The organism is Streptomyces sp. NPDC020379 (assembly GCF_044387105.1).
Lineage (GTDB): Bacteria > Actinomycetota > Actinomycetes > Streptomycetales > Streptomycetaceae > Streptomyces.
Genome location: NZ_JBIRVR010000008.1, coordinates 41,289 through 53,832, shown reverse-complemented (window position 1 = coordinate 53,832; position 12,544 = coordinate 41,289). Strand labels below are relative to the sequence as shown.

Annotated in this window: 12 protein-coding genes and 2 tRNA genes; 8 read left to right on the top strand and 6 right to left on the bottom strand. The window is 69.7% G+C overall.

What is annotated here, in order from left to right; all coding sequences use genetic code 11:
* Window positions 1–38: 38 nt before the first annotated feature.
* A tRNA-Gly gene (locus ACH427_RS12975) sits at window positions 39–110 on the bottom strand.
* An 88-nt stretch (window positions 111–198) separates the two neighbouring features.
* Window positions 199–516 carry an Lsr2 family protein gene (locus ACH427_RS12970; protein ID WP_398869502.1) on the bottom strand — a complete coding sequence of 106 codons (318 nt, stop codon included), beginning with the start codon at window positions 514–516 and terminating at the stop codon, window positions 199–201.
* Window positions 517–820: 304 nt separating this feature from the next.
* Here ACH427_RS12970 and purS point away from each other — a divergent pair, with 304 nt between their 5' ends.
* From purS to purM, 6 genes are all read left to right on the top strand, one after another.
* Window positions 821–1,075 carry a phosphoribosylformylglycinamidine synthase subunit PurS gene (purS, locus tag ACH427_RS12965; protein WP_116212697.1) on the top strand — a complete coding sequence of 85 codons (255 nt, stop codon included), beginning with the start codon at window positions 821–823 and terminating at the stop codon, window positions 1,073–1,075.
* Window positions 1,072–1,752 (top strand): phosphoribosylformylglycinamidine synthase subunit PurQ, encoded by a 681-nt coding sequence (gene purQ / locus ACH427_RS12960; RefSeq protein ID WP_398869501.1) that lies wholly within the window; start codon window positions 1,072–1,074, stop codon window positions 1,750–1,752. Before purS ends, purQ begins: the two co-directional genes overlap by 4 nt.
* A gap of 91 nt (window positions 1,753–1,843) precedes the next feature.
* Entirely contained in the window at window positions 1,844–4,093 is a 2,250-nt protein-coding gene (purL, locus tag ACH427_RS12955; RefSeq protein ID WP_398869500.1) for a phosphoribosylformylglycinamidine synthase subunit PurL, read from the top strand.
* Window positions 4,094–4,202: 109 nt separating this feature from the next.
* Window positions 4,203–4,997 (top strand): sterol carrier family protein, encoded by a 795-nt coding sequence (locus tag ACH427_RS12950; RefSeq protein ID WP_398869499.1) that lies wholly within the window; start codon window positions 4,203–4,205, stop codon window positions 4,995–4,997.
* A 144-nt stretch (window positions 4,998–5,141) separates the two neighbouring features.
* Window positions 5,142–6,659, top strand: a complete 1,518-nt coding sequence (gene purF, locus ACH427_RS12945) for an amidophosphoribosyltransferase (RefSeq protein WP_398869498.1) — start codon at window positions 5,142–5,144, stop codon at window positions 6,657–6,659.
* A 40-nt stretch (window positions 6,660–6,699) separates the two neighbouring features.
* Window positions 6,700–7,794, top strand: coding sequence for a phosphoribosylformylglycinamidine cyclo-ligase (purM, locus tag ACH427_RS12940; protein ID WP_398869497.1), 1,095 nt, complete (start codon window positions 6,700–6,702; stop codon window positions 7,792–7,794).
* A gap of 146 nt (window positions 7,795–7,940) precedes the next feature.
* Here the strand turns inward: purM and ACH427_RS12935 are convergent, their stop codons facing one another.
* Window positions 7,941–8,201: a DUF3073 domain-containing protein gene (locus ACH427_RS12935; protein ID WP_116212691.1), complete on the bottom strand. Its 261-nt coding sequence runs from the start codon at window positions 8,199–8,201 to the stop codon at window positions 7,941–7,943.
* A gap of 376 nt (window positions 8,202–8,577) precedes the next feature.
* A complete protein-coding gene (locus tag ACH427_RS12930) occupies window positions 8,578–9,690 on the bottom strand; it encodes a Leu/Phe/Val dehydrogenase (RefSeq protein WP_398869496.1) in 1,113 nt (370 codons plus the stop codon).
* Between the two features lie 203 nt (window positions 9,691–9,893).
* On the opposite strand from ACH427_RS12930, the gene ACH427_RS12925 reads away from it, so the two are divergent.
* Both ACH427_RS12925 and bldC read left to right on the top strand, forming a co-directional pair.
* Complete coding sequence (locus ACH427_RS12925) at window positions 9,894–10,742, top strand: hypothetical protein (protein WP_398869495.1); 849 nt, start codon at window positions 9,894–9,896, stop codon at window positions 10,740–10,742.
* A gap of 498 nt (window positions 10,743–11,240) precedes the next feature.
* Window positions 11,241–11,447 carry a developmental transcriptional regulator BldC gene (gene bldC, locus ACH427_RS12920; protein WP_003949541.1) on the top strand — a complete coding sequence of 69 codons (207 nt, stop codon included), beginning with the start codon at window positions 11,241–11,243 and terminating at the stop codon, window positions 11,445–11,447.
* A gap of 471 nt (window positions 11,448–11,918) precedes the next feature.
* Here bldC and ACH427_RS12915 read toward each other — a convergent pair whose 3' ends face one another.
* The gene (locus ACH427_RS12915) at window positions 11,919–12,137 is read right to left on the bottom strand and encodes a DUF6274 family protein (protein ID WP_398869494.1); all 219 of its coding nucleotides are present in this window, start codon (window positions 12,135–12,137) and stop codon (window positions 11,919–11,921) included.
* Window positions 12,138–12,345: 208 nt separating this feature from the next.
* Window positions 12,346–12,420 (bottom strand) — tRNA-Asp (locus tag ACH427_RS12910).
* Window positions 12,421–12,544 lie beyond the last annotated feature (124 nt).

The following is a 12,544-nucleotide window of genomic DNA, read 5'->3' as shown; positions in this document are numbered from 1 at the left end:
CCGGTCCACAGATGTGGGACGACCGTCGGAACGATCAGAGCGGGTGACAGGAATCGCACACTGCGCCTCCCCCTTGGAAAGGGGGCGCTCTACTACTGAGCTACACCCGCGTGACCCCGAAGTCCCGGCGGTTTCCCGTCCGTTCCCCTCGGCGTGATCCAGACTCTAGCTGATCAACAGGGGTGCTTGGCAACTCGGTCAGTCGGCGGCGTTGAAGGCTTCGTAGACCCGCTTGGGGATGCGGCCGCGCGGCGGTACGTCCATGCCGTGGGAGCGGGCCCAGGCGCGCACCGCGGAGGGGTCGGGTGCCACGGAGGTGCGGCGGTAGACCTTGCCGGAGCGGGACTGCTTGCGGCCGGCCTCCACGTACCGCGCGAGGGTGACGCGCAGTTTCTTCGCATTGGCAGTGTTGAGGTCGATCTCGTACGACTTGCCGTCGAGGCCGAAGGAGACCGTCTCCGCGGCTTCCCCGCCGTCGATGTCATCGGAGAGCGTGACCACTACGCGCTGTGCCACGAATATCGGTCCTTTCAGCGGGCGTCACCCCGTCGTTCTGCGGTGACGCGAGGGTTCCGGTTGTTCCGGATCAATGATTATTCATTTGTACAACGAAGGCCATTGAAAATGGAAGCCCACTTAATTCGGTCGGCGTGGCCCCGGCAATCAGGACCGTACATTTTTTCCGCGATTTTCCCCGGATTCTTCCTGTGTCGATGCGTAAACGTGACAGGGCGGCCGTCATATCTATGCGCGTAGATTTTTTGGGACTGTACTCTGGCACCACCGCTTCAGCTCACGCACCACACCACCGGGAGTGCCAGTGGCACGCGTCGTAGTCGACGTCATGCTCAAGCCGGAGATCCTCGACCCGCAGGGGCAGGCGGTGCAGCGCGCGCTGCCACGCCTGGGTTTTGCGGGGATCGCCGACGTCCGTCAGGGCAAGCGCTTTGAACTCGAGGTGGAGGGTCCGGTCGACGATGCCGCCCTCGCCCGCATCCACGAGATGGCGGAAACGTTTCTCGCCAACACCGTGATCGAGGACTTCACCGTGAAGGTCGACGGAGAAGCCCGATGACTGCTCGTGTAGGAGTCATCACCTTCCCCGGCACTCTGGACGACCGCGACACCCAGCGCGCCGTCCGTATCGCCGGGCTCGAACCCGTATCGCTGTGGCATCGCGACAAAGACCTCAAACAGGTCGATGCCGTGATCCTGCCCGGCGGCTTCTCCTACGGCGACTATCTGCGCGCGGGCGCCATTTCCCGCTTCTCGCCCGTCATGGAGAAGGTCGTCGAGGGCGCCCGGGAGGGCCTGCCGGTCCTCGGTATCTGCAACGGCTTTCAGGTCCTCACCGAGTCCCACCTGCTGCCCGGCGCGATGCTGCGCAACAACCACCTGCACTTCATCTGCCGCGACCAGAAGCTGCGGGTGGAGAACGCGGACACCGCCTGGACCTCCGACTACGAGGCGGGCCAGGAGATCTCCGTCCCGCTGAAGAACATCGACGGCCGCTACGTGGCCGACGAGCGCACCCTCGACGAGCTGGAGGCGGAGGGCCGCGTCGCCTTCCGGTACCTGGACGTCAACCCCAACGGCTCGCTCCGCGACATCGCCGGCATCACCAACGCCGCGGGCAATGTCGTGGGCCTCATGCCGCACCCGGAGCACGCGGTGGAGCCGCTCGTCGGCACCGGCCGTACGGATGGGCTCGGGTTCTTCACTTCGATCTTGAAGAAGCTGGTCAACTCATGAGCGACGCGCGCGCGGCCGCTCAGCCGCAGACGTACACGAAAGCCGCGCCTCTGCGCCGCGCGGGCGGAGAAGCGAATGAAGGGCGCGCAGCATGACTCTCGACACCGTCAAGCACGCCGGTGAGACCCCCGACGCCGCACAGCCGTGGGCCGAGCTGGGGCTGAAGCCGGATGAGTACGCCCGCATCCGCGAGATCCTCGGCCGCCGGCCCACCGGCGCCGAGCTGGCGATGTACAGCGTGATGTGGTCCGAGCACTGCTCCTACAAGAGCAGCAAGGTCCACCTGAGGCAGTTCGGCGAGAAGGCTCCCGAGAGCGACGCCATGCTCGTCGGCATCGGCGAGAACGCCGGTGTCGTCGACGTCGGCCAGGGCTACGCGGTCACCTTCAAGGTCGAGTCGCACAACCACCCCTCGTACATCGAGCCCTACCAGGGCGCGGCCACCGGCATCGGCGGCATCGTCCGCGACATCCTCGCCATGGGCGCCCGCCCGGTCGCCGTCATGGACCCGCTGCGCTTCGGCGCCGCCGACCACCCCGACACCAAGCGCGTCCTGCCGGGCGTCGTCGCGGGCATCGGCGGCTACGGCAACTGCCTGGGCCTGCCCAACATCGGCGGCGAGGTCGTCTTCGACTCCTGCTACCAGGGAAACCCGCTGGTCAACGCCCTCTGCGTGGGCGTGATGAAGCACGAGGACATCCACCTGGCCAAGGCGTCCGGCGCGGGCAACAAGGTCATCCTCTACGGCGCCCGCACGGGCGGCGACGGTATCGGCGGTGTCTCCGTGCTCGCCTCGGAGACTTTCGACTCCACCGGCCCCGCCAAGCGCCCCGCCGTCCAGGTCGGCGACCCCTTCCAGGAGAAGCTCCTCATCGAGTGCACCCTGGAGATCTTCCGCGAGCACCTGGTCGACGGCATCCAGGACCTCGGTGGCGCCGGTCTGTCCTGCGCCACCAGCGAGCTGGCCAGCGCCGGCTCCGGGGGCATGCGCGTCGAGCTGGACACCGTGCCGCTGCGCGACTCCTCCCTCTCGCCCGAGGAGATCCTCATGAGCGAGTCGCAGGAGCGCATGTGCGCCGTCGTGGAGCCCGGCAAGGTCGCCCGCTTCATGGAGATCTGCGAGAAGTGGGACGTCATCGCCACCGTCATCGGTGAAGTGACCGACGGCGAGCGGCTGGAGATCTTCTGGCACGGCGAGCAGATCGTGGACGTGCCGCCGCGCACGGTGGCGCACGAGGGGCCGGTCTACGAGCGGCCGTACGCGCGACCGGAGTGGCAGGACGCCCTCCAGGCCGACGACGCGAACAAGCTGGCCCGTCCGGCGACCGCCGACGAGCTGCGCGAGCAGGTCCTCAAGGTCGTCTCCTCGCCGAACCAGGCGTCGAAGTCCTGGATCACGGAGCAGTACGACCGCTTCGTGCAGGGCAACACGGTGCTGGCACAGCCCGAGGACTCGGGCATGGTCCGCATCGACGAGAACACCGGCCTCGGCGTCGCGGTGGCGACCGACGGCAACGGCCGCTACACCAAGCTCGACCCGTACACGGGAGCCCAGCTCGCGCTCGCCGAGGCGTACCGCAACGTCGCCGCCACCGGTGCCCGCCCGCTCGCGATCTCGGACTGCCTGAACTTCGGCTCGCCCGAGGACCCGGCCGTCATGTGGCAGTTCGCCGAGGCCACCCGCGGCCTGGCGGACGGCTGCCTCACGCTGGGCACGCCGGTCACCGGCGGCAATGTCTCGCTCTACAACCAGACGGGCGAGACGGCCATCCACCCGACCCCCGTGGTCGCGGTGCTCGGTGTGATCGACGACGTCAACCGCCGTACGCCGATGGCCTTCTCCCAGGAGGGCCACCTGCTCTACCTCCTGGGTGACACCAAGGAGGAACTGGGCGGTTCGGCCTGGTCCCAGGTGGTCCACGAGCACCTCGGCGGGCTGCCGCCGGCCGTGGACCTGGAGCGCGAGCGGCTGCTCGCCGAGATCCTGATCGCCGCCTCGCGCGACGGCATGGTCGACGCGGCGCACGACCTCTCCGACGGCGGTCTGATCCAGGCCCTCGCCGAGTCGTGCCTGCGCGGCGGCAAGGGCGCACGGATCGTCGTCCCCGACGGACTGGACCCCTTTGTGTTCCTGTTCTCGGAGTCGGCGGGCCGCGCGGTCGTCGCCGTCCCCCGGAGCGAGGAGCTCCGCTTCAGCGACATGTGCGGCGCGCGCGGCCTCCCGGCCGCCCGCATCGGTGTGGTGGACGGCGAAGTGATCGACATCCAGGGTCACTTCGAGCTCCCGCTCGCCGAACTGCGCGCGGCGCACGAGGCGACCATCCCGGCGCTGCTGGCCTGACCCGACGGCCGCCGGGCGGGCCGGGTCCTCCGGCCCGCCCGGCGACCGCGGAGCCCGTCCGGGCGAAGCCCGGTTGTGGCAGAGGGGCGGGCAGGGGAAAGATCCCCCCATGCCCACCGCTCAGCGCAAGCGTGCCCGGACCTACGACCTCGCGAGGACGCGCACGGCCGTCCTCGCGCAGCTCGACCATGTGCGTGCCGTCGTCGGGGCTCTCGACGAGGGCCGGTTCGCGCTGCCCACGCGGCTCGGCGACTGGACCGTACGGGAGCTGGTCACCCATATCGCCCTGGGCGTCCGCTCCGTCGGTGACGGGCTCGCGCAACCCGCGCCCCCGGCACGGGAGATCACGCTCGCCGAGTGGCCGTTCGCCACGGCCGGCCACGCGGCGCGCGTCGACACCTCCGTACGTGAAGTGGCCGCCTCCGAGGACCCCGTGGGCCTCCTCGGCCGTGCGGCGGACCGTTTCGCCGAACTGAGCTCCGGTGTGCCCGCGGAGCGCCTCCTGAACGCCCGGCCCGGCGCCATGCGCCTGGACGACCTGCTGGTCACCCGGTGCGTCGAACTCGTCGTGCACAGCGACGACCTGGCCGCCGCGCTCGGCGTCGGCATCCCGTACGACCGGCAGGCCCTGGCCGCCGTCACCCGCCTGCTGGCCGACGCGCTGGCCCTCAAGGCGCCCGGCGGTTCCGTGGAGGTCCGCGTGCCGCCGTTCGCGGTCGTGCAGTGCGTGGAGGGCCCCAAGCACACCCGCGGCACGCCGCCCAACGTGGTCGAGACCGACCCACTCACCTGGATCCGGCTCGCCACCGGCCGTACGGACTGGGCCACCGCCCTGGACGCCGCCACGGTCTCCGCGAGCGGTGAACGCGCCGATCTCACCGATCACTTGCCGCTGCTCACATGAGTGCTCATCCGAGCAGGGCCGGGCGGTAACTCACCTGAGCGGAAAAGGTGATGCGCTGTGCGCGCCGGGTGGCTGTCCGTGGTGTGAGCCATCCCTGGTCATCCCCGGTTCGGATGAACCTCGCGCCTGCCATAGACTCGAGGTGTGCCTCGTGGTGATGGACGACTCAACCACGACCTGCTCCCCGGCGAGAAGGGCCCCCAGGACGCTTGCGGCGTCTTCGGTGTCTGGGCTCCGGGTGAAGAGGTCGCCAAGCTCACCTATTTCGGGCTGTATGCCCTGCAGCACCGTGGACAGGAGTCCGCGGGCATCGCAGTGAGCAACGGCTCCCAGATCCTGGTCTTCAAGGACATGGGGCTTGTCTCCCAGGTCTTCGACGAGACCTCCCTCGGCTCCCTCCAGGGCCATATCGCGGTCGGTCACGCCCGCTACTCCACCACCGGAGCCTCGGTGTGGGAGAACGCGCAGCCGACGTTCCGCGCGACCGCCAACGGCTCGATCGCGCTCGGCCACAACGGCAATCTGGTCAACACCGCCCAGCTCGCCGAGATGGTCGCCGCCCTCCCCAAGGAGAACGGCCGGGCCACCCAGGTCGCCGCGACCAACGACACCGACCTGGTCACGGCCCTGCTCGCGGGCCAGACCGACGCGGACGGCAAGCCGCTGACGATCGAGGAAGCGGCCACCAAGGTCCTCCCGGACGTCCAGGGCGCCTTCTGCCTCGTCTTCATGAACGAGCACACCCTCTACGCCGCCCGCGACCCGCAGGGCATCCGCCCGCTGGTCCTCGGCCGCCTGGAGCGCGGCTGGGTGGTGGCCTCCGAGACCGCCGCCCTCGACATCTGCGGCGCCACCTTCGTCCGCGAGGTGGAGCCCGGCGAGCTGATCGCCATCGACGAGAACGGCCTGCGGAGCTCCCGCTTCGCGGAGGCGAAGCCCAAGGGCTGCGTCTTCGAATACGTCTATCTCGCGCGCCCCGACACCGACATCGCGGGCCGCAACGTCTATCTCTCCCGGGTGGAGATGGGCCGCAGGCTCGCCGCCGAGGCCCCCGTCGAGGCCGACCTGGTGATACCGACTCCGGAGTCCGGTACGCCGGCCGCCGTCGGTTACGCCGAGGCCAGCGGCATCCCGTACGGCACCGGCCTGGTGAAGAACTCCTACGTCGGCCGGACCTTCATCCAGCCGAGCCAGACCATCCGCCAGCTCGGCATCCGGCTCAAGCTCAACCCCCTCAAGGAGGTCATCCGGGGCAAGCGCCTGGTGGTCGTCGACGACTCGATCGTCCGCGGCAACACCCAGCGCGCCCTGGTGCGGATGCTCCGCGAGGCGGGCGCCGCCGAGGTGCACGTGCGGATCTCCTCGCCGCCGGTGAAGTGGCCCTGCTTCTTCGGTATCGACTTCGCGACCCGCGCCGAGCTGATCGCCAACGGCATGACGGTCGAGGAGATCGGCAAGTCGCTGGGCGCGGACTCCCTCGCCTACATCTCGCTCGACGGCATGATCGAGGCGACCACCATCGCCAAGCCGGATCTGTGCCGCGCCTGCTTCGACGGCGAATACCCCATGCCGCTGCCCGACCCCGAGCTTCTCGGCAAGCAGCTCCTGGAGACCGAGCTGGCCGGCGGCACGGACGCCGCCGACGCGCTCCGCCGCCCGTAACGCCCCCGTAGTACCGAACGACACGAAAGATCTCAACGTCATGTCTGCTGAATCTTTTGAGGCCGCTACGCCGCCGGGCACTGGTGCCAGCTACGCGAGCGCGGGCGTCGACATCGAAGCCGGCGATCTCGCCGTCGAGCTCATGAAGAAGTGGGTGAAGAAGGCCACCCGTCCGGAGGTCGTCGGTGGCCTCGGCGGCTTCGCCGGGCTCTTCGACGCGAGCGCGCTGAAGCGGTACGAGCGGCCGCTGCTCGCCTCCGCGACCGACGGCGTCGGCACGAAGGTCGACATCGCCCGCCGGATGGGGGTCTACGACACCATCGGCCACGACCTGGTCGGCATGGTCGTGGACGACCTGGTGGTCTGCGGCGCCGAGCCGCTGTTCATGACCGACTACATCTGCGTCGGCAAGGTCTATCCGGAGCGGGTCGCCGCGATCGTCAAGGGCATCGCGGAGGGCTGCGTCCTCGCGGGCTGCGCGCTGGTCGGCGGCGAGACCGCCGAGCACCCCGGGCTGCTCGCCGCGGACGACTTCGACGTGGCAGGCGCGGGCACCGGTGTGGTCGAGGCCGACCGGGTGCTGGGCGCGGATCGCATCCGTACGGGTGACGCCGTCATCGCGATGGCCTCGTCCGGACTTCACTCGAACGGGTACTCGCTGGTCCGCCATGTGCTGTTCGACCGCGCGGGCTGGGAGCTGGACCGCGAGGTGGAGGAGTTCGGCCGCACCCTCGGCGAGGAGCTGCTGGAGCCCACCAAGATCTATTCGCTCGACTGCCTCGCCCTCACCCGCACGGCCGAGGTGCACGCCTTCTCGCACATCACCGGCGGCGGGCTCGCGAACAACCTGGCCCGGGTGATCCCGGCCGGGCTGCACGCCACCGTCGACCGCTCGACCTGGGCACCCGGCGCGGTCTTCGACCTGGTCGGCCGGCTGGGCGAGGTCGAGCGCCCGGAGCTGGAGAAGACGCTCAACATGGGCGTCGGCATGATCGCGGTCGTGCCGCAGGAGTCCGTGGACGTCGCGCTCGCGACCTTCGCCGACCGGGGCGTGGAGTCCTGGGTGGCCGGCGAGATCACCGAGCGCGGGGACCACACCGAGGCCGTGGCTCTGACCGGTGAGTACGCGAGCTGACATGCACGGACCCACGGGTCCCGGGGCCGCAGGGCGCTCCGGGGCCGGTGGGTCACTGCCCGCGCGGGGCCGGGGAATCCGGCGCCGGGCAGCACAGAACCCGGTCCGTGGGCAGGCCCCGGACCGGGTCGGTGGGTGTTACGGCGTCAAGCGCGGCGACGGTATGTCGAGGAGTGATCGGGCGATTGCTCGTCCTCGTCCTCGTGGTTGTAACGCTCCGCATACTGGGCGTACGGATCGTCGTCCAGCTCATCGTCCTTGTCGAGCGGCTCGCTGTTCGGCGGCTGCTTCGTCGTCGGCGATGCGCCCAGCTCATTGGCCAGACGTGAGAGATCGGTCCCGCCGCTGTTGTACTTCAGCTGGCGGGCGACCTTTGTCTGCTTGGCCTTGGCCCGGCCGCGCCCCATGGCTCGACCCCCTCAGTGACGGGGCTCGACGGCCCCAGAGTCTTGACACGCGTTCACGTTCATGAGTCAGAGCGGACCCTCGGTGAGGTGTCCGGCCTGTAGGGCTTCAACGGTACCTGCTTCCGCGGCCATACGGTACGTCGCCCGCAGGACGTGCCACGTCACACAACCCGTGGGGAGCCCCGTCCCCGCTGGTCAGCTGCGATTTTAACGTGTCTTGTGCGCCGACCCGCCGATGGGTGGTGAGGGATCTCTCCCTTTCTGCCCGGGTGGCCGGCCGGGGTGGTCCCTGTGGCAACCCTCCGACCGCTGTGCGGGCACCGGGCGTACGGCCGGGCCACGGGCCGGGACGGGCCCGTGGCTACCGGCCGGTAATTCAGCGGGTGCCGACAGGAGCGGCGGCGCGGGCCTCCGCCATGCGCTGCTCGGCGAGCCGGTCGGCCGCGGCGGCGGGCGGGATGCCGTCCGCCTTGGCGCGCTCGAATATGGCCAGCGTCGTGGCGAAGATCTCGGTCGCCTTGGCCTTCGCCCGGTCGAAGTCGAAGCCGTGCAGCTCATCGGCCACCTGGATCACGCCGCCGGCGTTCACCACGTAGTCCGGGGCGTAGAGGATGCCGCGGTCGGCGAGATCCTTCTCGACGCCCGGGTGGGCGAGCTGGTTGTTGGCCGCGCCGCAGACCACGGTGGCGGTCAGAGCGGCCACGGTCTCGTCGTTCAGCGCGCCGCCGAGGGCACAGGGGGCGTAGACGTCGAGGGGGCTGCGCACGAGCACGTCGGCGGTGGCGACGGAGGTGACCCGCGGGTGCCGGGCGGTGATCCGCTCGACGGCCTCGGCGCGCACATCGGTGATGACGACCTCGGCGCCGTCCTCGATCAGGTGCTCCACGAGGTGGTGCCCCACCTTGCCGACACCGGCGACGCCGACCCGGCGGCCGCGCAGCGTCGGCTCGCCCCACTGGGTCTGCGCGGCGGCGCGCATGCCCTGGAAGACGCCGAAGGCGGTGAGCACGGAGGAGTCGCCCGCGCCGCCGTTCTCGGGGGAGCGGCCGGTGGTCCAGCGGCACTCTCGGGCGATGACGTCCATGTCCCGCACGTACGTGCCGACATCGCACGCGGTGACATAGCGACCGCCCAGAGACGCCACGAACCGACCGTAGGCGAGCAGCAATTGCTCGCTCTTCACCGTTTCGGGGTCACCTATGATCACGGCCTTGCCGCCGCCGTGGTCGAGCCCGGCCAGGGCGTTCTTGTACGACATGCCGCGGGCGAGGTTGAGCGCGTCCCGCACGGCCGCCTCGTCGGAGGCGTACGGATAGAAGCGGGTGCCGCCGAGGGCCGGGCCCAGGGCGGTGGAGTGCAGGGCGATCACGGCCTTGAGGCCGCTCTCGCGGTCCTGGCAGAGCACGACTTGCTCGTGGCCGCCCCGGTCCGATCGGAACAGGGTGTGGAGCACGTCGTCAACGCCATTGCTGGGACGTACGTCAGTCACTGTGGTGACTCCATATGTCGCGGAGGTCGCCCTCCGGGGGTGGTGGAGGGCCGGTTGGGACGAGGGTAAGACCTGGGGGGCCGCGGGACGGGTCCGGTGCCGAGGATCACTCTCCCGGGGTGCGACGCCATGGGACGATCTGGACAGCACGGGGGAGTGCTGGGCAACTCCCCGGGGAGTCCGGGCGGTTCGAGGGAGCGGGTGTGGGGTTGGCGTCGTCGGTGACCGTCCCGTACGCGGCGTATCTGCGGGTCTACGAGCCCCTGGGCGCCTTCCCGGAACCCGAACGCGGCCACTGGGCGCGCTACGCCCGCCGCGAGTCGCTCCCGGGCGTCCAGGACGAACTCCGCAGGTCGCTCGCCGATCTGCTGCCCACGCCCCCCGTGCCGGTGCCGGTGCACGAGAGCGGCGACGCGTTCGTCGCCTTCCAGGACGGGGTCCTGTGCGTCTGCCCCTGGCGCACCCGGCTGCGCGGCTGGCTGGCGCTGGAGGGGCTGGCCGAGAGCCTGCCCGCGCCGGTCCTGGACGCGGCGCTGCCGCCCGTGGTGCGCCGCCAGGCGGAGGCGGACTACGAGCGCTGGCAGGAGCGCAACCCCGACGCCCGGCCGTGGATCCGCACCGCGACCTGGCAGGTGCCGCTGCGCTGGTTCGTCCTCTTCGCGGACGAGGAGCGGGAGTACGGCAAGGGCTGCGAGCCGGGCCGGGAGGGGCTCGTCCTGCGCTACCGCACGCCCATGGTGGAGGCCAGACGACGGGTGGCGCGCGGCCTGCGGACGCTGAAGGACGCGATCGACGAGGGCCCGCTGATCGACGGCCTGGTGGACGTGGGGCGCTGGCTGGAGGAGTTCCATCCGCGCTCCCTGGTGGAGCTGGACTACGGCGGGCTGGTGCACATGGTGCCCGAGGCTGATCTCGCGGGGGACCACTCGGCCGGTGACACCGCGGAGGGGCTGGCGGCGCTGCGCGAGGGGGACGGCGCCCGGGCGGGCGAGGCGTACGAACGGCTGACGGAGCGTTGGAGCGCCGTGCGGAACCGTCAGTATGCGAACTGAAGTCCCATACCGGGGCTTGAGGGAAGGTCGGGGCTGCTGAGGCGGGTGCGGGGGACCTAGGTCCCGATCCGGGCCATTGCCGCAACCGTGACCTAACGCACTTACGTCAGGTCTTGCGCCCATCGCCCACCCTCGTGGCAAAATAGGACAAGGAGTCCAGGAAGGGCTCCTTCCGTCCAACTAAGGGCGGATAGATCGGTATTGCGCTCCTTGGCGGGTCTGATGACCCCTGATCCCACTGTGACTGATCGTCACGATGGCGTGACTGTCCGCTATGGCATGGTCCATCGGCTTCCGTCGAGGTTGAACACCTGAGAGGGCAATTCCATCGGTTTGGCCGACGTGGCTGGACAGATGGTGTAGTTGTAGTGCCGAGGACAAGCCGTTCGTCCTATAACCGACTCGGCCCGCGTCCGCCATTTCGGGCAACGTGGGTCAAGGTGCAGAATTTAGAGGAAAGAACCGACTCCAAGTCCGGTTCTCCCGAGGAGGCCGCTCATGACCGCTCGCACCCCTGATGCCGAGCCGCTGCTGACCCCGGCTGAGGTTGCCACGATGTTCCGCGTGGACCCGAAGACCGTGACCCGCTGGGCCAAGGCAGGCAAGCTCACGTCCATCCGCACGCTCGGAGGACACCGCCGCTATCGCGAAGCGGAGGTCCGCGCACTGCTGGCGGGCATTCCGCAGCAGCGCAGCGAGGCCTGAACCACCGTATAGCGCACTGCCGGGCGTTTTCCGGGGCCCCCAACCCGGTCCGACGCCCACAACGCACCACAGAGCTTCACACGACAGGGGGACCTGCCCCAACAGGTTCCTTGCCCACCGACTTGGGCGAGTCGTCGATCGCGCTGGACTCCGCCGGGTCCAGCGCGATCTTTTTGTATCCGGCCCCGGGTCGTCCCCGAGCGCTCTCCGTCCGGCCTCCCGTGCTTCTCGCGCGCGGCGCGGAGCGGACTCCGGATGTCCACCGGACCCTTTCGGGTGAGGTGCAATTGCACATATTAAATTGACCCGTTGTAGGTGAGGGGTAAGTTCCGTCACTACGGAAAGTCTTTCGGTGACTCCCGTCACAGCGCAACGCGCTTGTCACTCACCGTACTGCTGCGGTATTGGACCGGAGGTCCAGGTGCTGCCTCAAGCCTCGCATCCGACTGCCCCAGGTGCGGCCGTCGTTGGTCACTCTTCGGCAGGACCTATGTCCTCGCCGGCCCCGGCGTCGCCCCGGGGCGCGCCGGCCGCCTCCTGGGCGAGCCGCAGGAGGCGGTGGCACACGGCGCAGTGCCGGGTCAGATGGCGATATCCCGAAGCGGCCGCCAGATGGGCGCGCAGCAGCGCCCTCGTCTCGTGCCGGATGATCTCGGTCCGCTTGGGCTCGGTCCGGGTGGTCGTCGTCATGGAGCGCAGCACCTCCACTGCCTGAGTACCCCTGGCACGTGTCCCAGTCAAGGTCGGATGCGAATCGGATGAAAAACGGCCCGGATCCTCGGGGACGGGATCCGGGCCGTGAATGGCGTGCTGCGAGGGGGACTTGGCCTTGGCGCGAGGGCTGTCGCGCAAACAGTGGAGCCCGCATCCGGCGAGGATGCGGGCTCCGACTCTACTGCGGTCCTGACGGGATTTGAACCCGCGGCCTCCACCTTGACAGGGTGGCGAGCACTCCAAACTGCTCCACAGGACCTTGTGCTTTCCCGCTCTCGCGGTGCTGCGAGACAGACTCTACAGCAGGTCAGGGGGTGTGGTCGAACCCGGTCTCCGGCGAAGCGCGGAGGACGGTCCGGGAGCGCGCCCGGACCGCCCCGCAC

Bases quoted from the DNA above. Each gene is read 5' to 3' on its own strand.
- ACH427_RS12950 (WP_398869499.1), top strand. From the start codon at position 4,203: ATGCCCACCGCTCAGCGCAAGCGTGCCCGGACCTACGACCTCGCGAGG.
- purL (WP_398869500.1), top strand. From the start codon at position 1,844: ATGACTCTCGACACCGTCAAGCACGCCGGTGAGACCCCCGACGCCGCA.
- bldC (WP_003949541.1), top strand. From the start codon at position 11,241: ATGACCGCTCGCACCCCTGATGCCGAGCCGCTGCTGACCCCGGCTGAG.
- purQ (WP_398869501.1), top strand. From the start codon at position 1,072: ATGACTGCTCGTGTAGGAGTCATCACCTTCCCCGGCACTCTGGACGAC.
- ACH427_RS12935 (WP_116212691.1), bottom strand. From the start codon at position 8,201: ATGGGGCGCGGCCGGGCCAAGGCCAAGCAGACAAAGGTCGCCCGCCAG.
- purM (WP_398869497.1), top strand. From the start codon at position 6,700: ATGTCTGCTGAATCTTTTGAGGCCGCTACGCCGCCGGGCACTGGTGCC.
- ACH427_RS12915 (WP_398869494.1), bottom strand. From the start codon at position 12,137: ATGACGACGACCACCCGGACCGAGCCCAAGCGGACCGAGATCATCCGG.